Consider the following 23445-nt stretch of genomic DNA (forward strand, 5'->3'; position numbering starts at 1 on the left):
TGATAAGACGCACCGCGTCGCCATCAGGCAGATTAACTAGGCTTTTAACGGGTTCATGTCTTCCCGGCGCAGCATCTGACACAACGCGATCAGCGGCAAGCCAATCAGTGTGTTAGGGTCGCGGCCCTCCAGACGCTCAAAGAGCGCTATACCTAATCCTTCACTTTTAAAGCTACCTGCGCAATGTAACGGGCGTTCTTTACGCACGTAATCTTCAATTTCCATTTCACTTAAATGGCGGAAATGGACGTCGAACGGTTCAACTTCGGTTTGTAGATGACCGTTAGCTGAATTATAAAGCGCCAGTCCTGTGTAAAAAGTGACAATATTTCCACTGGCTTTGGTTAATTGTCGTCTGGCATTTTCTTCTGTTAATGGCTTACCGGTTATTTCGCCATCAAGAACACAAATTTGATCAGACCCAATTATCAAATGTGATGGAAACCGATGGGCAAGGGATTGCGCTTTTTCCTGTGCCAGGCGTAACACTAAATGCCGAGGTGTTTCGCCAGGTAAGGGGGTTTCATCAACCTCTGGGGCTGCGCATTCAAACGGGATGGCCAATTTTTCGAGCAAAGCGCGACGCCAGGGAGAGGTGGACGCAAGAATAAGTTGAGGCATATTTTTTCCCCCGCATATAGCGTAATGATGAGAGCCATTTTAAACTATGGACTTCGTCCTTCAAGCTGGCTGCGATGGCTTGTCGTGATCGATTTTAAGTCGATGACCCGCAATGTGTGCGAATTATTGGCAAAAGGCAACCACAGGCTGCCTTTTTCTTTGACTATATGACGTTACAAAGTTAATATGCGCGCCCTATGCAAAAGGTAAAATTACCCCTGACTCTTGATCCGGTTCGTACGGCTCAAAAACGCCTCGATTATGAAGGTATCTATACTTCTGATCTGGTTGAGCGCGTCGCCGATTCTGTAGTCAGTGTGGACAGTGATGTGGAATGCTCCATGTCGTTCGCTATCGATAACCAGCGCCTTGCCGTTATAACCGGTGATGCGAAGGTTTCGGTCACGCTCGAGTGTCAGCGTTGCGGGAAACCGTTCCCACTTCATGTTCACACAACATATTGTTTTAGTCCTGTCCGTTCTGACGAGCAGGCTGAAGCACTCCCGGAAGCGTATGAGCCGATTGAGGTAAACGAATTCGGTGAAATCGATCTGCTTGCAATGGTTGAAGATGAGATTATCCTCTCCTTGCCGGTAGTTCCGGTGCATGATTCTGAACACTGTGAAGTGTCCGAGGCGGACATGGTCTTTGGCGAATTGCCTGATGAAGCGCAAAAACCAAACCCATTTGCCGTATTAGCCAGCTTAAAGCGTAAGTAATTGAGGAGTAAGGTCCATGGCCGTACAACAGAATAAACCAACCCGTTCCAAACGTGGCATGCGTCGTTCTCATGACGCTCTGACCGCAGTCACCAGCCTGTCTGTAGACAAAACTTCTGGTGAACAACACCTGCGTCACCACATCACTGCCGACGGTTTCTACCGTGGCCGTAAGGTAATCGCTAAGTAATCACGCATGGCTCAATGGATTTCCCACTTCGGTGAGAAAGACAGAGAGCACACGCGTGATGAAGCTTAGTGAGGCTTTCCCCGGGTAACTGGGGAAATACCTAACCGGGCAGCGACGATACCTTGACACGTCTAACCCTGGCGTTAGATGTCATGGGGGGAGATTTTGGCCCTACCGTGACAGTGCCTGCAGCATTGCAGGCACTGAATTCTAATTCGCAACTCACTCTTCTTTTAGTCGGGGATCCCGATACAATCACGCCATTACTTGCCAAAGCTGACTTCGAACAACGTTCACGTCTGCAGATTATCCCTGCTCAGTCAGTTATTGCCAGTGATGCCCGGCCCTCGCAAGCAATCCGCGCCAGTCGTGGAAGCTCAATGCGTGTCGCCCTGGAGCTCGTGAAAGAAGGTCGAGCGCAAGCCTGTGTCAGCGCTGGTAATACGGGCGCACTAATGGGGCTTGCGAAACTCTTGCTCAAACCCCTTGAGGGTATTGAGCGTCCTGCGCTGGTCACGGTTTTACCGCATCAGCAAAAGGGCAAAACGGTGGTACTGGACTTGGGTGCCAACGTGGATTGCGACAGTACGATGTTGGTGCAATTTGCCGTCATGGGTTCCGTGTTGGCAGAAGAGGTGGTTGGGATTGCCAATCCTCGCGTTGCGTTACTCAATATCGGTGAAGAAGAAACTAAGGGTCTCGACAGTATTCGGGATGCTTCTGCTGTGCTAAAAACAATCCCTTCCATCAATTATATCGGCTATCTTGAAGCCAATGAGTTGCTGACTGGCAAAACTGATGTGTTGGTCTGCGACGGCTTTACAGGTAATGTCACATTAAAGACGATGGAAGGTGTTGTCAGAATGTTCCTTTCACTGCTGAAATCTCAGGGTGAGGGCAAAAAACGGTCGTGGTGGCTGCTGTTATTAAAACGTTGGTTACAAAAAAGCCTGACAAGGCGATTTAGTCACCTCAACCCCGACCAGTATAATGGCGCCTGTCTGTTAGGATTGCGCGGCACGGTGATTAAGAGTCATGGTGCTGCCAATCAGCGAGCATTTGAAGTCGCGATTGAACAGGCAGTGCAGGCGGTGCAGCGACAAGTTCCTCAGCGAATTGCCGCTCGCCTGGAATCTGTATACCCAGCTGGATTCGAACTGCTGGACGGTGGCGAAAGTATCAACTCACGAGTGCACAGGTAACAGTGCCGGCTGAGGGTGCTGTCAACGTACCAGTGATTTGCTCGTGGCGGTATATAACCAAAAAGTGACTGAGCGTACATGTATACGAAGATTATTGGTACTGGCAGCTATCTGCCTGAACAAGTGCGTACTAACGCCGATTTGGAAAAAATGGTCGAGACGTCTGATGAGTGGATCGTCACTCGTACAGGTATCCGCGAGCGCCATATTGCTGGGCCAAATGAAACAGTTGCGACGATGGGCTTTGCTGCCGCTAACCGTGCACTTGAAATGGCCGGCATCGACAAAGAGCAAATTGGTCTGATTGTGGTTGCTACCACGTCATCAACCCACGCATTTCCAAGCGCGGCGTGCCAGATCCAAAGTATGCTGGGGATCAAAGGCTGTCCAGCGTTTGATGTTGCAGCAGCCTGTGCTGGTTTTACCTATGCACTTAGCGTTGCCGATCAGTATGTAAAATCTGGCGCGGTCAAACATGCGCTGGTTGTCGGATCGGATGTGCTGGCGCGCACGTGTGATCCAACCGATCGCGGGACAATCATTATTTTTGGTGATGGCGCCGGTGCGGTTGTACTGAGCGCATCAGAAGAGCCGGGTATTATCTCCACCCATCTGCATGCTGATGGTAGCTATGGCGAACTGCTGACGCTGCCAAATGCCGATCGCGTGAATCCGGAAAACCCGATTCACCTGACGATGGCGGGTAACGAAGTATTTAAAGTTGCGGTTACCGAACTTGCTCATATCGTTGATGAAACGCTGGAAGCAAATAATCTCGACCGTTCTGCGCTGGACTGGCTGGTGCCACATCAGGCAAACCTTCGCATTATCAGCGCGACAGCGAAAAAGCTGGGTATGTCGATGGATAATGTCGTCGTCACGCTGGACAGACACGGCAATACGTCAGCTGCTTCCGTACCGTGCGCGTTGGACGAAGCCGTCCGCGACGGGCGAATTAAAGCAGGGCAGTTGGTATTGCTTGAAGCCTTCGGAGGTGGATTCACCTGGGGCTCCGCGCTGGTTCGTTTCTAGTATAAGGATTTTAACATGACGCAATTTGCATTTGTGTTCCCAGGTCAGGGTTCTCAAACCGTTGGAATGTTGTCGGATATGGCAGCAAGCTACCCAATTGTTGAAGAAACTTTTGCTGAAGCTTCAGCGGCGCTGGGCTATGATCTTTGGGCTCTGACTCAACAAGGTCCGGCAGAAGAACTGAATAAAACCTGGCAGACGCAGCCAGCACTGTTGACGGCATCTGTCGCGTTGTATCGCGTATGGCAGCAGCAGGGTGGTAAAACGCCTGCGCTGATGGCGGGTCACAGTCTGGGTGAATACTCTGCGCTGGTGTGTGCAGGTGTTATCAATTTTGCTGATGCCGTGCGCCTGGTTGAACTGCGCGGCAAATTTATGCAGGAAGCTGTTCCGGAAGGCACAGGTGGCATGTCTGCTATCATCGGTCTGGATGATGCCGCTATCGCGAAAGCGTGCGAAGAGTCTGCTGAAGGTCAGGTGGTTTCACCGGTAAACTTTAACTCACCGGGTCAGGTAGTTATCGCTGGGCACAAAGAAGCTGTAGAGCGTGCAGGCGTGGCCTGTAAAGCTGCTGGTGCTAAGCGTGCGTTACCGCTGCCAGTGAGTGTTCCATCTCACTGCGCGCTAATGAAGCCTGCAGCCGAGAAACTGGCTATTGAACTGCAGAAAATTACCTTTAACACGCCGACTGTTTCCGTTGTGAACAACGTTGACGTGAAGTGCGAAACCACCGCCGATGCCATTCGCGATGCGTTGGTTCGTCAGCTTTACAGCCCGGTTCAGTGGACTAAGACCGTTGAATTTATGGCATCTCAGGGCGTAGAGCACCTGTATGAAGTCGGTCCGGGTAAAGTCCTCACCGGTTTGACGAAACGTATTGTTGACACCCTGACTGCTTCGGCACTGAATGAGCCGGCGGCGTTGTCTGCGGCGCTAGAGCAATAAAAGAGGAAAACCATGAGTTTTGAAGGAAAAATCGCGCTGGTTACCGGTGCAAGCCGTGGCATTGGCCGCGCAATTGCTGAGACACTCGTTGCCCGTGGCGCGAAAGTGATCGGTACTGCAACAAGCGAAAGCGGCGCGCAGGCCATTAGCGATTACTTAGGTGCAAATGGTAAAGGTCTGATGTTGAATGTGACCGATCCTGCATCTATCGAATCTGTTCTGGAAAATATTCGTGCAGAATTTGGTGAAGTCGATATCCTGGTCAATAATGCCGGGATTACTCGTGATAACCTGTTAATGCGCATGAAAGATGACGAGTGGAACGATATCATCGAAACCAACCTGTCATCTGTTTTCCGTCTGTCAAAAGCGGTAATGCGAGCTATGATGAAAAAGCGTCATGGTCGTATTATCACTATCGGTTCTGTGGTTGGTACCATGGGAAATGCGGGTCAGGCTAACTACGCTGCGGCGAAAGCGGGTCTGATTGGCTTCAGTAAATCACTGGCGCGTGAAGTCGCGTCCCGTGGTATTACTGTAAACGTTGTTGCTCCGGGCTTTATTGAAACGGACATGACGCGTGCGCTGTCTGATGATCAGCGTGCGGGTATTCTGGCGCAGGTTCCTGCGGGTCGCCTTGGTGGCGCTCAGGAAATCGCCAGCGCGGTTGCATTTTTAGCTTCCGACGAAGCAAGTTACATCACTGGTGAGACTTTGCACGTCAACGGCGGGATGTACATGGTTTAACCACGATTGAAAAATATTTGCGTTATTAGGGCGAATGGCCTCAAAATAACGTAAAATCGTGGTAAGACCTGCCGGGATTTAGTTGCAAATTTTTCAACATTTTATACACTACGAAAACCATCGCGAAAGCGAGTTTTGATAGGAAATTTAAGAGTATGAGCACTATCGAAGAACGCGTTAAGAAAATTATCGGCGAACAGCTTGGCGTTAAGCAGGAAGAAGTTACCAACAATGCTTCCTTCGTTGAAGACCTGGGCGCGGATTCTCTTGACACCGTTGAGCTGGTAATGGCTCTGGAAGAAGAGTTTGATACTGAGATTCCGGACGAAGAAGCTGAGAAAATCACTACCGTTCAGGCTGCCATTGATTACATCAACGGCCACCAGGCGTAAGTGAACATCTCCAGGCGGTCATTCGACCGCCTGAGTTTTATCTTTTTTTCCCACTTGAATTATTTTTCCCTCCCTGGAGGACAACCGTGTCTAAGCGTCGTGTAGTTGTGACCGGACTGGGCATGTTGTCTCCTGTCGGCAATACCGTAGAGTCTACCTGGAAAGCTCTCCTTGCCGGTCAGAGTGGCATCAGCCTGATCGACCATTTCGATACTAGCGCCTATGCAACGAAATTTGCTGGCTTAGTAAAGGATTTTAACTGTGACGACATTATCTCGCGCAAAGAACAGCGCAAGATGGATGCCTTCATTCAATATGGAATTGTCGCTGGCGTTCAGGCCATGCAGGATTCTGGCCTCGAAATTACGGAAGAGAACGCTCACCGTGTTGGCGCCGCTATCGGCTCCGGTATTGGCGGTCTCGGTCTTATCGAAGAAAACCATACCTCTCTGGTAAATGGTGGACCGCGTAAGATCAGCCCGTTCTTCGTTCCGTCGACGATTGTTAACATGGTGGCGGGTCATCTGACCATCATGTACGGCCTGCAAGGGCCAAGCATCTCCATCGCCACGGCCTGTACTTCAGGCGTGCACAACATCGGTCATGCCGCGCGTATCATTGCATACGGCGATGCAGACGCGATGGTTGCGGGTGGAGCAGAAAAAGCCAGTACGCCGCTGGGTGTGGGTGGCTTTGGCGCAGCACGTGCGCTGTCTACGCGTAACGATAACCCGCAAGCGGCAAGCCGTCCGTGGGACAAAGAGCGTGACGGTTTTGTGCTGGGCGACGGCGCAGGTATGGTGGTACTCGAAGAGTACGAGCATGCGAAAGCACGTGGCGCAAAAATCTATGCTGAAGTGGTTGGCTTTGGTATGAGCAGCGATGCTTACCATATGACATCACCGCCGGAAAACGGTGCAGGTGCTGCACTGGCGATGGTCAATGCACTGCGTGATGCGGCGATTGAACCTGGACGTATTGGCTATGTCAATGCGCATGGTACGTCCACACCAGCAGGTGATAAAGCAGAAACCCAGGCCGTGAAATCGGTGTTTGGTGATGCTGCACGTAGCGTGATGGTCAGTTCAACCAAATCCATGACCGGACACCTGTTGGGTGCTGCGGGCGCGGTAGAGTCTATTTTCTCTATTCTGGCGCTGCGCGATCAGGCAGTTCCGCCAACCATCAACCTGGATAACCCGGATGAAGGTTGTGACCTGGACTTCGTTCCGCACGAGGCGCGTCAGGTTAGCGGTATGGAATATGCACTGTGCAACTCCTTCGGCTTCGGTGGTACCAACGGTTCTGTGATCTTCAAAAAGATCTAAGTACCCGAAGGTGACCTACCTGGCTCTAAGAGAAAAGGCCCGCTTGTCGGGCCTTTTTTTATTCAATTTTCAGTCCTTGTCCTGGGTGACTCATCCTGCCAAACTAGCGGACCACGAATAAGGAGCCACTATGTTCTTAATTAATGGCCGTGAGCAGGAAATGCTGGCTGCCAGCGATCGGGCGACGCAGTTTGGTGATGGCTGCTTTACCACTGCGCGTATTACCGACGGCAAAATTTGTTTTTTTGCAGCGCATCTCCAGCGTTTACAGGACGCATGCCAAGCATTGTTTATCCCCTTCGATAAGTGGTCAGAACTGCAAGCTGAAATGGAAAAACTGGCTGCAGGCCATGCACGTGGCGTACTGAAAGTGATTATCAGTCGTGGCAGTGGCGGTCGTGGTTACAGTGGGGCAAGCTGTCTTGAGCCGACTCGTATCCTCTCCGTTTCTGTTTACCCTGCACATTATGATAGCTGGCGAAAGCAAGGCATCGTGCTGGCGTTAAGTCCTGTTCGTCTGGGACGCAATCCGATGCTTGCCGGGCTTAAACATCTGAATCGGCTGGAGCAGGTGCTGATCCGCTCTCATCTTGAACAGACGGATGCCGATGAAGCGCTGGTGCTTGACAGCGAGGGATGGGTTACGGAATGCTGTGCGGCTAATTTGTTCTGGCGAAAAGACGACGTGGTTTATACGCCGCGGCTGGATCAGGCTGGTGTGAATGGCATTATGCGACAATTCTGTATACGTATGCTGGCACAATCGCCTTTCAGGGTTGTCGAAGTGTATGCCGGGTTGGAGGAGGTTATGCAGGCTGAAGAAATCGTCGTCTGCAATGCATTAATGCCTGTTCTCCCCGTGCGTACCTGTGATGACAGGCCGTTGTCTTCACGTTTGTTATTCAATTTTTTAGCCCCACTTTGTGAGCACCCAAATTAGTCATGAAAAAATTGTTACTCGTTGTCCTGTTATTGCTGGTTGTGCTGGGCATTGCCGCGGGAGTGGGAATGTGGAAAGTTCGCCATCTGGCGGACAGTAAGTTATTGATCAAAGAAGAGACTATTTTTACGCTAAAAGCGGGGACGGGCCGCCTGGCGCTGGGGGAACAGCTGTATACGGACAAGGTTATTAATCGTCCGCGGGTATTCCAGTGGTTATTACGTGTTGAACCCGATCTTTCGCATTTTAAAGCCGGAACCTACCGTTTAACGCCTGATATGACCGTACGCGAGATGCTGCAATTGCTGGAAAGCGGCAAAGAAGCACAGTTTCCGTTACGTCTGGTCGAGGGGATGCGCCTGAGCGATTACCTGAAACAATTGCGCGATGCGCCGTATATCAAGCATACGCTGAGCGATGATAGCTACGAAACCGTCGCCAGGGCATTGAAGCTGGAAAACCCGGAATGGGTGGAAGGCTGGTTCTGGCCAGATACCTGGATGTATACCGCGAATACTACTGATGTGGCGTTGCTGAAGCGTGCGAATCAAAAGATGGTTAAAACCGTGGATACGGTCTGGGAAGGGCGCGCTGATGGCCTGCCGTATAAAGACAAAAATCAACTGGTGACGATGGCCTCAATTATTGAGAAAGAGACCGCTGTTGCCAGCGAGCGTGACCAGGTGGCCTCAGTCTTTATTAACCGCTTACGTATCGGTATGCGCTTACAGACCGATCCGACCGTGATTTACGGTATGGGGGCACGGTATAATGGTAAATTGTCGCGTGCAGATCTGGAAATGCCGACCGCCTATAACACTTATACCATCACAGGTTTGCCGCCGGGTCCGATTGCCATGCCTGGTGAGGCTTCGCTGCAGGCGGCCGCACATCCGGCAAAGACCCCGTATCTCTATTTCGTGGCTGACGGTAAAGGCGGTCACACGTTTAACACTAATCTTGTCAGCCACAACCGCTCCGTGCAGGATTATCTGAAAGTGCTTAAGGAAAAAAATGGGCAGTAATTACATCGTCATCGAGGGCCTGGAAGGTGCCGGAAAAACCACTGCGCGTGACGTAGTGGTCGAGACACTTGAGCAGCTTGGGATTCGCGACATGGTATTTACCCGCGAACCCGGTGGGACCCAGCTTGCGGAGAAATTAAGAAGTCTGGTGCTGGACATCAAATCGGTTGGCGATGAAGTGATTACCGATAAAGCCGAAGTCCTGATGTTTTATGCCGCGCGCGTACAGCTGGTTGAAACCGTGATTAAGCCAGCGCTGGCAAAAGGCCGCTGGGTTATTGGCGATCGTCACGATCTGTCGACTCAGGCCTATCAGGGCGGCGGCCGTGGCATCGATCAAAACATGCTGGCAACACTGCGTGATGCCGTGCTAGGCGATTTTCGCCCTGACCTGACCCTGTATCTGGATGTGACACCCGAGGTAGGGTTAAAACGTGCTCGAGCACGTGGTGAACTGGACCGTATTGAACAGGAGTCTTTCGATTTCTTCAATCGCACCCGCGCACGCTACCTTGAACTGGCTGCCAAAGACGCCAGTATTCGTACGATTGATGCAACACAGCCGCTTGATGTCGTGATGGAGGATATCCGCAATACCATCACCGAGTGGGTGAAGGAGCAGGGCGCATGAAATGGTATCCATGGTTACGACCAGATTTTGAAAAACTGGTAGCCAGCTACCAGGCGGGTCGTGGTCACCATGCGCTACTGATTCAGGCGTTACCCGGAATGGGTGACGACGCGCTGATTTACGCTCTTAGCCGCTATTTAATGTGCCAGCAGCCGGAAGGACACAAAAGCTGCGGGCACTGCCGTGGCTGTCAGTTGATGCAGGCAGCTACACACCCTGACTACTATTCGCTGCTGCCAGAAAAAGGAAAAAGTACGCTGGGTGTTGATGCGGTACGTGAAGTCAGTGAGAAGCTCTACGAGCACTCACGGCTGGGAGGGGCAAAGGTGGTATGGATCCCCGATGCTGCTCAGTTGACCGATGCGGCAGCCAATGCTTTGCTGAAAACGCTGGAAGAGCCACCGGCACAGACCTGGTTTTTCCTCGCCAGCACAGAGCCGGCAAGATTATTGGCGACGCTACGCAGCCGCTGTCGGTTACATCATCTTGCTCCCCCGCCTGAATCGTATGCCATTTCCTGGCTTGCCCGCGAAGTGACGGCATCTCAGGAGGCGCTACTGAGCGCATTACGGCTGAGTGCCGGGTCGCCCGGAGCGGCATTAACGTTGCTACAAGCTGAAAGCTGGGCGCACCGGACTGACTTCTGTGTGGCACTGGCGAACACATTGCAATCCGGCGACTGGTATATCCTGTTGGCGGCACTTAATCATGAGCAAGCTGCGACCCGTTTACACTGGCTGGCAACGTTGTTTACAGATGCCCTCAAACGCCCGTATGGTGTGGCCCATTTAACCAATCCTGACGCTCTGGCGTTGATATCGTCAATCGCTGAGCGGTTATCCGTAGCGCAGATACAGGCGATACTCGGTGATGTTTGTCACTGTCGTCAGCAATTGCTAAATGTGACCGGCGTAAACCGTGAACTGGTATTAACCGATCTTATTCTCCGTACTGAGCATTATCTGCAACCAGGCACCATACTGCCTGTTCCCCATCTTTGAGAGAGACATTATGTTCTTAGTCGACTCACACTGCCATCTTGATGGTCTGGATTATCAATCTCTGCATAAGGACGTGGATGACGTGTTGGCGAAAGCGGCCGCGCGTGATGTGAAGTTCTGTCTTGCCGTTGCCACCACGCTACCGGGATACCGCAGTATGCGCGAACTGGTTGGTGAGCGTGACAATGTGGTTTTCTCATGTGGTGTTCATCCGCTAAACCAGGATGAAACCTATGATGTCGAGGATTTGCGTCGTTTTGCCGCCGAAGAGGGCGTCGTTGCGATGGGTGAAACGGGGTTAGACTATTTTTACACACCGGAAACTAAAGTTCGCCAGCAGGAATCATTCATTCACCATATCCAGATTGGCCGTGAGTTACACAAGCCAGTTATCGTTCATACCCGCGATGCGCGTGCCGATACGCTGTCGATTCTGCGCGAAGAAAAAGTGACGGATTGTGGCGGCGTACTACACTGTTTTACAGAGGACAGGGAAACTGCGGGTAAATTGCTGGATCTCGGATTTTATATTTCATTTTCTGGCATCGTCACGTTCCGCAATGCCGAACAGCTCCGTGATGCCGCGCGTTATGTTCCTCTGGATCGTTTGTTGGTTGAGACTGATTCCCCATACCTTGCGCCTGTACCGCATCGCGGAAAAGAGAATCAGCCCGCCATGGTTCGTGATGTCGCAGAGTACATGGCCGTATTGAAAGGTGTTGCCGTTGAAGAACTGGCGCAAATCACCACAGATAACTTTGCCCGCCTGTTTCACATCGACGCTTCTCGCCTGCAATCAGTCCGCTAACTGAGTTTTTTTAAAGCTCGTAATTAATAAATAAAGCGAGTAAAGTTCACCGCCACAAAATGGGCGGTGAATAACCAGTTGGAAACATTCAGATACTCATTTTATCGGAATGTGCGAGTTTTTCGGCCATCCACAGCTGAATTGTGATAGCCGTCAAACAAAAATGAACTGAATTATTTTACTCTGTGTAATAAATAAAGGGTACTTAGATGCCCTGTCCACGGCGAGGTTCTCCCCCCTCGCCAATGCGTGAGAACGTAGAAATACACAATATCATGCAAGCTTGCGTCAAGACGGCAAGTGAGTGAATCGCCAGGAGCTTACGTGGGTAAGCCACTGGGGTAAATGAACGCAGCCAGCGCCGAGACGGTTTGCAGGATGAAGTGTATAAAAGCACAAATACTCAGGAGCACTCCTAATTATGTTTAAGAATGCATTTGCTAACCTGCAAAAGGTCGGTAAATCGCTGATGCTGCCGGTATCCGTACTCCCGATTGCAGGTATCCTGCTGGGTGTCGGTTCCGCTAACTTCAGCTGGCTGCCAGCCGTTGTATCGCACGTAATGGCAGAAGCAGGCGGTTCTGTTTTTGCGAACATGCCGCTGATTTTCGCTATCGGTGTTGCGTTAGGCTTCACCAACAACGACGGCGTATCTGCTCTGGCATCAGTTGTTGCCTACGGCATCATGGTCAAGACCATGGCTGTTGTTGCGCCGCTGGTTCTGCATTTACCTGCTGAAGAGATCACAGCGAAACACCTGGCAGATACGGGTGTTCTCGGGGGGATTATCTCCGGTGCGATCGCAGCGTATATGTTCAACCGCTTCTACCGAATCAAATTGCCTGAGTACCTCGGCTTCTTTGCCGGTAAGCGCTTCGTTCCTATTATTTCTGGTCTGGCTGCCATCTTCACCGGTGTGGTCCTGTCCTTCATTTGGCCGCCGATCGGTACTGCTATTCAGACGTTCTCCCAGTGGGCGGCGTACCAGAACCCAGTTGTCGCATTCGGTATCTATGGTTTCATCGAACGCTGCCTGGTGCCGTTTGGTCTGCACCATATCTGGAACGTTCCATTCCAGATGCAGATCGGTGAATACACCAACGCTGCGGGTCAGGTATTCCACGGCGACATCCCTCGCTATATGGCTGGTGACCCAACTGCGGGTAAACTGTCTGGTGGCTTCCTGTTTAAAATGTACGGCCTGCCTGCTGCTGCTATTGCAATCTGGCACTCTGCTAAACCGGAAAACCGCGCGAAAGTGGGCGGTATCATGATCTCCGCTGCGTTGACCTCGTTCCTGACCGGTATTACCGAGCCGATCGAGTTCTCCTTCATGTTCGTGGCACCGATCCTGTACATCATCCACGCTATTCTGGCTGGTCTGGCATTCCCAATCTGTATTCTGCTGGGTATGCGCGACGGTACATCGTTCTCCCACGGTCTGATCGACTTTATCGTTCTGTCCGGTAACAGCAGCAAGTTGTGGTTGTTCCCGATTGTCGGTATCGGTTATGCGATCGTGTACTACACCATTTTCCGTGTGTTGATTAAAGCGCTGGACCTGAAAACTCCGGGTCGTGAGGATGCGACTGAAGACAATAAAGCGGGCGCGACTGGCGAAATGGCTCCGGCCCTGGTTGCCGCGTTCGGTGGTAAAGAAAACATCACTAACCTCGATGCGTGCATCACGCGTCTGCGCGTCAGCGTTGCTGACGTTGCCAAAGTGGATCAGGCTGGCCTGAAGAAACTGGGTGCGGCAGGCGTTGTGGTCGCGGGCTCTGGTGTTCAGGCGATTTTCGGTACCAAGTCCGATAACCTGAAAACTGAAATGGATGAGTACATCCGTAACAGCTAAGCAGTAAGAAGTTGGGGAGAACTAAGGCAGCCTGCGGGCTGCCTTTTTTATGTTTTAATTAGCTTGAACGCGAATCGGCGCCGTTGCAGCGAACAGCCATGGGCGCGCGTCGCTGCCCACGCGTGGCGATAGCGTTTCTCTTACCTGTTGATGATAATCATCAATCCACTGTTTCTCTGCATCACTCAGCAGATGCAATTCCACAAGGTTCAGATCGATGGGGACCAGTGTCAGGGTAGAGAAGCGGCAAAAACCGGGTCGGCTATTGATAATCTCCACCTGATTTTCAATGCGGATGCCATATTGTCCAGCCAGATAATAACCGGGTTCGATGGTGATAATGTTACCCGCCACCAAAGGCCAGGGATTTACTTTTTTTGCAATTCGATGGGGTTGTTCATGGATCAGTAGCTGGTGGCCTACACCGTGTCCTGTGCCGTGGTCAAAATCCAGACCCAACTCCCAAAGCGCCCGGCGGCTAAACGCATCCAATTGATGACCCTGCGTGCCGCTGGGGAATTGCAATGAGATCAGTGATAAAAACCCTTTCAGCACGGCGGTGTAATGCAGTCGTCGCTGCGGATCCTGTGGACCAAAGGCGAGTGTTCTTGTTGTATCCGTAGTACCATTTTTATACTGGCCGCCGGAATCATTCAGATACATTGCCTGTGTGGTGATGGGCGTATTTGTTTTCTCACTGGAATGGTAATGGCACATCGCCGCATTGCTGGCAGAGGCGGAAATAGTACTGAAACTTTGTTCTATAAATCCTGGCTGCTGCTGGCGAAACGCCAGCTGTTTGGCCTGTGCTTCCAGTTCAGTGACAGGATTACCTGCTGCCTCGCGCAGCGGGACCTCATGCGCCAGCCAGGCCAGAAAGTTTACCCATGCGGCACCATCCTGTTCATGGCATTCCCGATACCCTGACAGTTCAACATCATTTTTATGCGCTTTAATTAATGTGATGGGATCGGGGGCCCAGAGAACCTCTCCCCCGTTTTGCTCAATGGCGAACCGCAGCGCGACTGGCGCATAGTCTTTATCAACCAGGAAACGCTTACCTTGGGCAAGTTGCTGGCAGCGTGGGAGAAAGTTCTCTTGTGGGGCCAGCGTGACCGTCTCCAGCAATGATGCAGGCAGTTGCTGCGTCTTATTATTATCAACAAACCACTCCAGTTCGCCGCTGCGATGGAGCAGGGCAAACGAAAAAGGAACAGGAACCATCGCAAGATCGGCTCCACGTACATTGAGTAGCCAGGCGATGTTATCCGGTAGCGTGATCGCCAGCACGTCGGCCTGATGCTGAGTCAGTTGCTCCACTATTCGTACGCGCTTATGCGCGCTACTTTCACCGCTTATCTCAATGGGCATTTCACGAATAACACCACAGGGGGCAGCTGGACGGTCGAGCCAGATCTGGTCGAAGGGATCGCGTTCCATCGGAATCAGTTTGCAGTGAGTGGCCGACAGTGCTTCAAATTGACTGTTGACCATCAGCAGAGGTTCAAAGCCGATACGCGCACCAGAGGTTACGTAAGCCTGCAAATAGTCGGCCAGAGGTTCATCGTGCAAATGATGGATTTCAAAATCATCGAGAGAGACTTCGTTACGCACCTGGACCTGATAGCGCCCATCGACAAACATCAGCGCGCGATCGCGAAGTACCAATGCAAGACCAGCGGAACCGCTAAAGCCGGTGAGCCAGGCCAGTTTATTGTCGTGCGGAGTGCAGTCTTCGCTCTGATGAGCATCGGCACGGGGGACAATCATGCCATCCAGTCCCTGAGCTAATAGCAGACTGCGCAGGGCGGAAAGGGGAGTTGAGTTGTGCATAGTTACCTTCAGGCCTTAACGGAACGGCGGTTCGTTGAATGTACGTAATTTGCGGGAATGCAGCCGGTCGCCTTCAGCACGCAGTCGGTCGATAGCCCGGATGCCAATTTGCAAGTGCTCAGAAATAGCCCCTTCATAAAAACGGTTGGCCTGACCTGGCAGTTTGATCTCGCCATGCAGTGGCTTGTCGGAAACACACAGCAACGTGCCATAAGGGACGCGGAAGCGGTAGCCCTGGGCTGCAATGGTGGCACTCTCCATATCAATAGCGACGGCACGACTGAGGTTAAAACGCAGCGCAGAAGCGGAATAGCGTAATTCCCAGTTACGATCGTCGGTGGTGACGACGGTGCCGGTACGTAGCCGCTGTTTAACCTCTTCACCCGGCATGCCGCTGACTTCTTTGGTGGCGTCATACAGTGCGCGCTGAACTTCGGCGATGCTGGGAATCGGAATATCCGGCGGCAGCACGGCATCCAGTACATGGTCGTCGCGCAGATAGGCATGAGCCAGAACATAATCACCAATTGCCTGACTTTCGCGCAGGCCACCACAGTGGCCAATCATCAACCAGACGTCAGGACGCAGCACGGCCAGATGATCGCAAATGGTTTTGGCGTTAGAGGGGCCGACGCCGATATTAACCAGCGTGATCCCCTGACCGTCGGCGGTAATTAAATGCCAGGCAGGCATCTGGTGTTTTTTCCACGCCAGATCGGAGATGGCCTCTTCCGGTGCTTCAGTTTCTGCAGTGATCCAGATCCCCCCTGCGCATGACAGCGCAATATAGGGACTGTCCGGGTCAAGAATTTGACTACAGCCCCAACGGACGAATTCATCCACGTAGCGGGTGTAGTTGGTGAACAGCACGAAGGGCTGAAAATGCTCAACCGGTGTTCCTGTGTAATGACGCAGGCGCGCCAGAGAAAAATCGACCCGACGGGCGTCGAAGTGCGACAGCGGAGAAAACTCTGCCGGATGGTAGGTACCATCTGCCGTTTCGTCACCAATTTGTGAGAGTTCGGTAGTAGGGAAATGGCGCGTTAACCCGGCACTCATCGAGCGGTCGAGCGTGAGTTCAGAACCGTCAATTACATACGGATAGGGGATTTCATGCTGTGATGGCTCGACGGAAATATGCGCATCATAATCCTGATACAGCAGCGTCAGTTGTTCTTCAAGATAAGGGCGAAAAAGCGACGGGCGGGTGATGGTCGTGGTATAGCAGCCAGCATGGGTAAAACGTCCGTATGCGCGCGTTTTCGGTGGGTTTGTGGCACTGCCATCCCAGGTGACACAAAGCGATGGGTAAACAAAAAGACCGTTTTGGCGGGCGGTGTCGTCAGGGAGTGTCCCTGTTTCAATATACTTACCAATGGCACTACGCAGAGCCTTTACCGACTGCTCGTACAGCGCGTCCAGTTTATCCAGTGCCTGAGCGGGTGTCAGGCTGGAGCCCTTATTGTTCATGTCTGTCTCCTTGTTCCACAGATGTACTGCTCTCCCGATAGTATGTCACAGGAATGTGAAACAAAAGTCAGACGTTGAGGAAGATTATGCGAAGACCCGATGGCCTTCGCATAAAGGTTTACGCGTGTTGCTTATCTCTCATCAGTATTGCGGTGACGGCCGAAATAAGGCATCCGGCCATCAGGTAAATGGCAACGCTGTGCCAGTCGCCGCCGGAGAAAGTCACTAATGCAGCGGCAATAAAAGGCGTAAAACCACCGCCGACAACGCTGGCAACCTGATAGCCCACGCCCGCGCCACTGTAGCGATAGCTTGCGCCAAACAGGCCGGTAAACATAGGCTGCTGTACGCAGACCACCATATCGTGCGCAATGTTGGCCAACATAATCGCGAAGAACACTATCCAGAAGATGGACTGCGCTTCCAGGGCCATGAAGAACGGGAAAGCGCTGAGCGTACCGACCAGTGCTCCGGTAATATAAACGCGCCGACGGCCAAAGCGATCGGCAAGCCAGGCAAAGCAGGGGATGGTCAAACAACTCAGCCCACCAACCAGTAATCCGATATTCAGAAACAGTTCGCGCGGCAGCCCCAGGTTTTGGGTGGAGTAGTTGAGAGCAAACGCGGTGACGATGTACATCGTCAGGAGCTCACACAGACGCAGGGCGATAATTTTCAGAAATGCCCCTGGGTGACGGGTGAGTGCCTCGATAACCGGCAGTCGTTTTTTCACCGGTTGGGGTTCCTGTTTTTGCTGTTCGAATTCAGCCGATTCATCCATTCTGTTGCGCATCCACAGCGCGCCCAGAACCAGCACAATGCTGAACAGGAACGGAATACGCCAGCCCCAGCTCAGGAACTGCTCATCGGTTGTTTGCGAGCTAATCAACGAGACCAGCCCCGTAGAGAGCAGTAGCCCGACGCCGTAACCGACCTGAACGCCGCTACTGTAGAAAGCTTTTTTATTTTTCGGGGCACTTTCAACAGAGAGTAATGCCGCGCCACCCCACTCGCCGCCGACGGCGAAACCCTGAATGGCACGTAGCGTCACCAGCAGGACAGGTGCCCACCAGCCAATGGTGTCGAAAGAGGGAATGATACCAATCAGTGCAGTTGCAATCCCCATCATCCAGACGGTAAGCATCAACATTCGTTTGCGGCCCAGGCGATCGCCAAAGTGGCCGAAGATGATTCCGCCTAGTGGGCGGAACAGAAACCCGACACCAAAGGTGGCGAAGGCAGCGAGCGTCCCCATTGCTGGGCTAACCTGCGGAAAAAATTCGCGGTTGAATACCAGCGCGGCGGTGATGCCATAAAGCAGAAAGTCATACCAGTCGACCACGGCACCCGCGAAGCTGCCGAGTGCGGCACGTCGGGCACGGTTAAGCGATGAGGTGTCCTGCTGGGGACCCGTGGAGGTGAGGGTGGAATCCATAGTTATCCTGTCTGTACTGTTTTTTAATTATTAGTATTGGAGTTAGGTTACGCACATTGCAGTCGAGATATAAACGACTGTAATGAGACTACCGCGACAGACGAGAAGATAAAACGATTTTATCCCTTACAAGAGGGCAAGATGAAAAATAAGACGATTGAAGAAATTAATAAGCAAAAAGCCTGCTTAGTTTCCTAAGCAGGCTTCTTAAATTTGGCTCCTCTGACTGGACTCGAACCAGTGACATACGGATTAACAGTCCGCCGTTCTACCGACTGAACTACAGAGGAATCGTGTGAACGAGGCGCATATTAGCGGGGGCGATGGGGGTTGTCAAAGGGGTAAATGAAATTGTGTGTTCGTTTGCTGACAAATTCAACAAAGCGGCGATCTTTCATGCTTTTTAGGCATTTGCCCCATTCTGGTGCGTGTCTACCTCTTGTGGGGCAGTCCGGAAAAAGGCGGAATCAGTAGAAGCTATCCCTTTCCTGCGCTATCCCTTACTTAACGGGAGCTTAACATTAAATACTCGTCTACAGATGAAACTGGCAAGTATCTTGCAATCCTGAGTTTCATGACTGCCAGCATGGGTTCTGGTATTCCGACAGGAGGCAAAATGAACTTCAGACGACTGAAATACTTCGTAAAAATCGTCGATATTGGTAGCCTGACCCAGGCAGCGGAAGTGTTGCATATCGCTCAACCCGCGCTGAGCCAGCAGGTTGCTACGCTGGAGGGGGAACTGGATCAACAGTTGTTGATCCGCACTAAACGCGGGGTGACGCCGACGGAGGCGGGGAAAGTGTTGTATACGCACGCCCGGACGATATTACGTCAGTGTGAACAGGCACAGCTTGCGGTCAATAATGTAGGGCAGACCCTGAGTGGACACGTCTCTATTGGCCTGGCACCTGGCACTGCAGCATCATCAATTACCATGCCGTTATTACAGACCGTTCGCGCCGAGCTGCCCGATGTACTGGTCTATTTGCATGAAAACAGCGGGGCGGTGCTGAACGATAAATTGCTCAGTGGTCAATTAGATATGGCGGTGCTCTACGAGCGCTCGCCGATCGCGGGTATTTCCAGTCAACCGTTACTCAAAGAGGATCTTTTCCTGGTGGGGACGCGTGAATGTCCTGGGCCAAGTGTCGATTTAACGGCAGTCGCGCAGATGAATTTGTTTCTGCCACGGGATTACAGTGCGGTTCGCCTCCGTGTTGACGAAGCCTTCTCACTGCGCCGCTTAACGGCCAAAGTAATAGGTGAAATTGATTCTATCTCTACCCTAACGGCCGCGATTGCCAGCGGTATGGGGGTGACGGTTTTGCCTGAATCAGCAGCCCGGGCATTATGTCATGCAGCGAATGGCTGGATGGCGCGGATTACAACGCCCTCAATGAATCTGCCCCTCTCGCTTAATATGTCAGCCAGAGGCAGTTTGACACCACAGGCTCAGGCGGTGAAAGAAATTCTGTTGTCGCTGGTTAGCCGTCCGGCTCTGGACAATCGTGAGCTACAGTTGGTGAGTTAAACCTTATTCCAGCCAGGAATAAGATGCAGGTTTTTATTATTTGTTATGCCGGGCGTCAGACTTTAACAATAGCGTAATGTCTGATGTACCCGGAGCGAAAAGTGAATTTCCAGCAACTTAAAATAATCCGCGAGGCGGCCCGCCAGGATTACAACCTGACGGAAGTCGCGAATATTCTTTATACCTCGCAGTCGGGGGTAAGTCGGCATATTCGTGAACTTGAAGACGAACTTGGCATCGAAATTTTTATTCGCCGTGGTAAGCGTTTACTTGGCATGACCGAACCGGGGAAGGCGCTGCTGGTGATCGCTGAACGTATTCTTAATGAAGCCAGCAATGTTCGCCGACTGGCGGACCTGTTTACCAATGATACGTCTGGTGTGTTGACCATTGCGACCACACACACACAGGCGCGCTATAGTTTGCCTGCGGTGATCAAAGCATTTCGTGAACTCTTCCCGGAGGTTCGCCTGGAGCTTATCCAGGGGACTCCGCAAGAAATTGACGTTCTCCTGCAAAATGGTGGCGCTGACATTGGTATTGCCAGTGAACGACTCAGCAGCGATCCGCTGCTGGTCGCGTTTCCCTGGTTTCGTTGGCAGCACAGCCTGCTCGTTCCACATGATCATCCATTAGTTAAGGCTTCCCCGCTTACGCTCGAGTCTATTGCTCACTGGCCGCTCATTACCTATCGGCAGGGCATTACGGGGCGCTCACGTATTGATGAGGCATTTGCGCGTAAAGGGTTGGTGCCGGATATTATCCTCAGTGCACAGGACTCGGATGTGATTAAAACGTATGTCGCGCTTGGGCTGGGAATCGGACTGGTGGCGGAGCAATCCAGTGGCGAGCAGGAGGAGGGGACGTTAACTCGCCTTGATACCCGGCATTTATTTGATGCGAACACCGTTTGGCTGGGGCTCAAACGCGGTCAGTTGCAGCGCAATTACGTCTGGCGCTTCATCGAACTATGCAACGCAGGTTTATCTGTGGAAGAGATTAAACGCCAGGCAATGGAGCCTGATGAAGTGATGATTGATTATCAAATATAAAGCAAAAAGCCTGCTTAGTTTCCTAAGCAGGCTTCTTAAATTTGGCTCCTCTGACTGGACTCGAACCAGTGACATACGGATTAACAGTCCGCCGTTCTACCGACTGAACTACAGAGGAATCGTGTGAACGAGGCGCATATTACTGACCTCACCATGACGTGTCAACAGTAAAATTAATACGCCATATCAATTGGTTAATTAATCTTCAAATTCAGTATTAATGCACATTTGATGAGCGAAAATGGTCTTCTTCCTGGCTATCGCGCAACCGAAGCATTGGATTCTGGCGATAGAACTGGAAAAAGCGTTGCCACAATGCCGGGAAACGTGGTGCAAACAACTCGGGGGCGCTGAAGAAATACTCGGATAATACCGCAAAGCATTCTGCAGGATCGGTTGCTGCGTAGGCATCTATACTGCAGGCCGTTTCACCCACTAGATCGATTTCATCCTGGATGTTGTTCATCGCGGCATGGAGATCGTGCTCCCAGTTCGCAATTTCCCTCAGCGGGATAGCCGGAACGCCGCTGGCGCGATCGCCATTACGCATATCAAGTTTATGTGCCACTTCATGAATAATCAGATTAAAGCCGGAAGCATCGAAGGAATCCTGTATATCAAGCCAGTTCAGGATCACCGGACCCTGTTGCCAGCTTTGGCCTGACTGAATAAGCCGTTGATTGTGCACCAGCCCAATGTCATCTTCCCATTCGTCATCCACGACAAACGGGGCAGGGTAAATGAGGACTTCATGAAAACCATCAAGCCACTCGATGCCTAATTCCAGAACAGGCAAACAGAAAAGCAGAGCAATTCGTGCACTTTTTAGTGCGTCCAGTTCAAATCCTTGTAGTGCAACCAATCTTTTTTGCTGTAAAAAACGCTCGGCCAGGGCAATAAGCCTGGCTTGTTCTTGTTCAGTAAGATTCACCAGAAGAGGAATTGCCAGGGCATCATCCCAGGGCCAGTCATCATTCCGGGCTGTTTCTTGCTCTTTCCAGGGCCACTTAATCATCGTTTTGCTCGCAAACTCGTCACTTGAACGAAATTGACGGAACTGGGTCTGTTAAAATGCCAAATTACCTGGCATCATGGCAACCACCAGAACGGAGAGATGCCAGAGCGGCTGAATGGACCGGTCTCGAAAACCGGAGTAGGGGCAACTCTACCGGGGGTTCAAATCCCCCTCTCTCCGCCACTATTCAAACACTTGCACGCCTTGCTTTCAACGACAGCAGCTACAGATGTTTTTTTCTTTGAGTATCCTCACAAGTTTGTCAGTCTATTGCCTTCGCGACATAAAAATCCGCTTCAAATAAACAAAAAGCCCGCTTCATATGAAGCAGGCCTGATACGTCTTGTACAAAATTAGAACTGGTAGACTAAACCAACGGCAACAATATCGTCGGTTGCGATGCCATTGCTTTCATAGAAGCTGTCATCTTCATCCAGCAGGTTGATTTTGTAATCAACGTAGGTGGACATATTTTTGTTGAAGTAATAAGTCACACCGACATCAACATATTTTACCAGGTCTTTGTCAACGTAACGCCAATTACCATGGCTGACTCTCTGACCGCCTAAATCACTGCCTTTGGACTGCAGGTAAGATACGGACGGACGCAGACCGTAATCGAACTGGTACTGAGCCACAACTTCAAAGTTTTGCGTTTTGTTTGCGATACCGCCTTTATCAACATCGTCACCAGCAGCATTTTTATAAGTACCTTTGCCGTATGCAGTCATATTGCGGGTTTCTGCATACATCGCAGCCAGGTAGATATCATTGGCATCATATTTCGCACCGATGGTCCAGGCATCAGCTTTGTCACCGCCAGCATAGCTGTTACGGCTATTAATGCCATCGTTGTAACCGCGGGCGACCTGATTATCGGTACGGTCAGATGAAGAATACGCCGCGCCGAGGCTTAAACCGAAGTCGAAGTCATAGGAGGTGGACATACCGAACCCGTCGCCGTTTTCACGAGACAGTTTACGGTCACCACCGTTGCCAGTACCTTCGCCTGAACCTGGGTTTTCATTATTACCCTGGTACTGCAGAGCGAAGTTCAGACCGTCGACCAGACCAAAGAAACCGTGGTTACGATAAGTGGCAACACCGTTGGTACGGCCTGTCATATAAACGTCGGTCTGGGTGTAGGTATCGCCACCGAATTCTGGCAGCATATCGGTCCACGCTTCTACATCGTATACCACGCCATAGTTACGACCGTAATCGAAGGTGCCATATTCGCCAAAGCCTAAACCAGCGAAGCCCAGACGAGTCCAGGAGTTTGCGCCTTCACCTTCGGTGCTGTTGGCCTGAACGTTATATTCCCACTGGCCGTAACCCGTCAGCATGTTATTGATCTGAGTTTCGCCTTTGAAGCCAACACGAACGTAAGTCTGGTCGCCATCATCGCTCGCATCATCAGAGAAATAATGTAAGCCATCTACTTTACCGTACAGATCTAATTTATTGCCGTTCTTATTATAGATTTCAGCTGCATTTGCAGCGCTGGCCGCTAATAACGCGGGGACAATAATTGCCAGTACTTTTCTTTTCATTATGTATTTCCTTATGATAATAATTTATATGAATATGTAGTGCATCCAAAAAACTACATTTTGATACTATCTATGAAGTTCATTTAATTTAAAATATAACATGTAACAATTATATAT

22 protein-coding genes and 3 tRNA genes are annotated in these 23445 nt (G+C 51.3%); 17 read left to right on the top strand and 8 right to left on the bottom strand.

Annotated elements, in window-relative coordinates; all coding sequences use genetic code 11:
- Positions 1-36: 36 nt before the first annotated feature.
- Complete coding sequence (locus NNN64_RS13830; protein WP_271441738.1) at positions 37-621, bottom strand: Maf family protein; 585 nt, start codon at positions 619-621, stop codon at positions 37-39.
- Positions 622-818: 197 nt separating this feature from the next.
- On the opposite strand from NNN64_RS13830, the gene yceD reads away from it, so the two are divergent.
- The 14 genes from yceD to ptsG all read left to right on the top strand — a co-directional run bounded on the left by yceD (position 819) and on the right by ptsG (position 13436).
- Entirely contained in the window at positions 819-1340 is a 522-nt protein-coding gene (gene yceD, locus NNN64_RS13835; protein ID WP_003036239.1) for a 23S rRNA accumulation protein YceD, read from the top strand.
- A 16-nt stretch (positions 1341-1356) separates the two neighbouring features.
- Positions 1357-1530: a 50S ribosomal protein L32 gene (gene rpmF, locus NNN64_RS13840; protein WP_003036242.1), complete on the top strand. Its 174-nt coding sequence runs from the start codon at positions 1357-1359 to the stop codon at positions 1528-1530.
- Between the two features lie 122 nt (positions 1531-1652).
- Positions 1653-2732: a phosphate acyltransferase PlsX gene (plsX, locus tag NNN64_RS13845; RefSeq protein ID WP_271441739.1), complete on the top strand. Its 1080-nt coding sequence runs from the start codon at positions 1653-1655 to the stop codon at positions 2730-2732.
- Between the two features lie 78 nt (positions 2733-2810).
- The gene (gene fabH, locus NNN64_RS13850) at positions 2811-3764 is read left to right on the top strand and encodes a beta-ketoacyl-ACP synthase III (protein WP_271441740.1); all 954 of its coding nucleotides are present in this window, start codon (positions 2811-2813) and stop codon (positions 3762-3764) included.
- 15 nt (positions 3765-3779) lie between these two features.
- On the top strand, positions 3780-4709 hold the full coding sequence (fabD, locus tag NNN64_RS13855) for an ACP S-malonyltransferase (protein WP_271441741.1): 930 nt from the start codon (positions 3780-3782) through the stop codon (positions 4707-4709).
- A gap of 12 nt (positions 4710-4721) precedes the next feature.
- Complete coding sequence (fabG, locus tag NNN64_RS13860) at positions 4722-5456, top strand: 3-oxoacyl-ACP reductase FabG (protein ID WP_003036255.1); 735 nt, start codon at positions 4722-4724, stop codon at positions 5454-5456.
- A gap of 155 nt (positions 5457-5611) precedes the next feature.
- Entirely contained in the window at positions 5612-5848 is a 237-nt protein-coding gene (acpP, locus tag NNN64_RS13865) for an acyl carrier protein (RefSeq protein ID WP_000103754.1), read from the top strand.
- A gap of 86 nt (positions 5849-5934) precedes the next feature.
- On the top strand, positions 5935-7176 hold the full coding sequence (fabF, locus tag NNN64_RS13870; protein WP_005129014.1) for a beta-ketoacyl-ACP synthase II: 1242 nt from the start codon (positions 5935-5937) through the stop codon (positions 7174-7176).
- Between the two features lie 130 nt (positions 7177-7306).
- Complete coding sequence (gene pabC / locus NNN64_RS13875) at positions 7307-8116, top strand: aminodeoxychorismate lyase (RefSeq protein ID WP_271441742.1); 810 nt, start codon at positions 7307-7309, stop codon at positions 8114-8116.
- A gap of 2 nt (positions 8117-8118) precedes the next feature.
- Positions 8119-9141, top strand: coding sequence for a cell division protein YceG (gene yceG / locus NNN64_RS13880; RefSeq protein ID WP_271441743.1), 1023 nt, complete (start codon positions 8119-8121; stop codon positions 9139-9141).
- Positions 9131-9772 carry a dTMP kinase gene (tmk, locus tag NNN64_RS13885; protein WP_271441744.1) on the top strand — a complete coding sequence of 214 codons (642 nt, stop codon included), beginning with the start codon at positions 9131-9133 and terminating at the stop codon, positions 9770-9772. The genes yceG and tmk overlap by 11 nt, the downstream gene beginning before the upstream one ends.
- Positions 9769-10773, top strand: coding sequence for a DNA polymerase III subunit delta' (gene holB / locus NNN64_RS13890; protein ID WP_271441745.1), 1005 nt, complete (start codon positions 9769-9771; stop codon positions 10771-10773). The genes tmk and holB overlap by 4 nt, the downstream gene beginning before the upstream one ends.
- 10 nt (positions 10774-10783) lie before the next feature.
- Complete coding sequence (locus tag NNN64_RS13895) at positions 10784-11581, top strand: metal-dependent hydrolase (RefSeq protein WP_101742067.1); 798 nt, start codon at positions 10784-10786, stop codon at positions 11579-11581.
- A gap of 421 nt (positions 11582-12002) precedes the next feature.
- Positions 12003-13436, top strand: coding sequence for a PTS glucose transporter subunit IIBC (gene ptsG, locus NNN64_RS13900; RefSeq protein WP_137383018.1), 1434 nt, complete (start codon positions 12003-12005; stop codon positions 13434-13436).
- A gap of 54 nt (positions 13437-13490) precedes the next feature.
- On the opposite strand, the gene NNN64_RS13905 is transcribed toward ptsG, so the two are convergent.
- The 4 genes from NNN64_RS13905 to NNN64_RS13920 form a co-directional block, all read right to left on the bottom strand.
- Positions 13491-15269 (bottom strand): aminopeptidase P family protein, encoded by a 1779-nt coding sequence (locus tag NNN64_RS13905; protein WP_271441746.1) that lies wholly within the window; start codon positions 15267-15269, stop codon positions 13491-13493.
- A 15-nt stretch (positions 15270-15284) separates the two neighbouring features.
- The gene (locus tag NNN64_RS13910) at positions 15285-16739 is read right to left on the bottom strand and encodes an AMP nucleosidase (RefSeq protein ID WP_271441747.1); all 1455 of its coding nucleotides are present in this window, start codon (positions 16737-16739) and stop codon (positions 15285-15287) included.
- 118 nt (positions 16740-16857) lie between these two features.
- Positions 16858-18174, bottom strand: a complete 1317-nt coding sequence (gene shiA / locus NNN64_RS13915; RefSeq protein ID WP_271441748.1) for a shikimate transporter — start codon at positions 18172-18174, stop codon at positions 16858-16860.
- Positions 18175-18388: 214 nt separating this feature from the next.
- A tRNA-Asn gene (locus NNN64_RS13920) sits at positions 18389-18464 on the bottom strand.
- Between the two features lie 326 nt (positions 18465-18790).
- Here NNN64_RS13920 and nac point away from each other — a divergent pair.
- Together nac and cbl are read left to right on the top strand one after the other, a co-directional pair.
- Positions 18791-19708 carry a nitrogen assimilation transcriptional regulator NAC gene (nac, locus tag NNN64_RS13925; RefSeq protein ID WP_271441749.1) on the top strand — a complete coding sequence of 306 codons (918 nt, stop codon included), beginning with the start codon at positions 18791-18793 and terminating at the stop codon, positions 19706-19708.
- A gap of 101 nt (positions 19709-19809) precedes the next feature.
- Positions 19810-20760 carry an HTH-type transcriptional regulator Cbl gene (gene cbl, locus NNN64_RS13930; protein WP_005127780.1) on the top strand — a complete coding sequence of 317 codons (951 nt, stop codon included), beginning with the start codon at positions 19810-19812 and terminating at the stop codon, positions 20758-20760.
- A 42-nt stretch (positions 20761-20802) separates the two neighbouring features.
- On the opposite strand, the gene NNN64_RS13935 is transcribed toward cbl, so the two are convergent.
- A tRNA-Asn gene (locus NNN64_RS13935) sits at positions 20803-20878 on the bottom strand.
- A gap of 99 nt (positions 20879-20977) precedes the next feature.
- Positions 20978-21775 carry a DgsA anti-repressor MtfA gene (gene mtfA, locus NNN64_RS13940; RefSeq protein ID WP_271441750.1) on the bottom strand — a complete coding sequence of 266 codons (798 nt, stop codon included), beginning with the start codon at positions 21773-21775 and terminating at the stop codon, positions 20978-20980.
- A 93-nt stretch (positions 21776-21868) separates the two neighbouring features.
- On the opposite strand from mtfA, the gene NNN64_RS13945 reads away from it, so the two are divergent.
- Positions 21869-21958 (top strand) — tRNA-Ser (locus tag NNN64_RS13945).
- 170 nt (positions 21959-22128) lie between these two features.
- Here NNN64_RS13945 and ompC read toward each other — a convergent pair.
- The gene (gene ompC, locus NNN64_RS13950) at positions 22129-23328 is read right to left on the bottom strand and encodes a porin OmpC (RefSeq protein WP_271441751.1); all 1200 of its coding nucleotides are present in this window, start codon (positions 23326-23328) and stop codon (positions 22129-22131) included.
- Between the last annotated feature and the right edge of the window lie 117 nt (positions 23329-23445).

The organism is Citrobacter sp. Igbk 14 (assembly GCF_028069825.1).
Taxonomy (GTDB): domain Bacteria; phylum Pseudomonadota; class Gammaproteobacteria; order Enterobacterales; family Enterobacteriaceae; genus Citrobacter.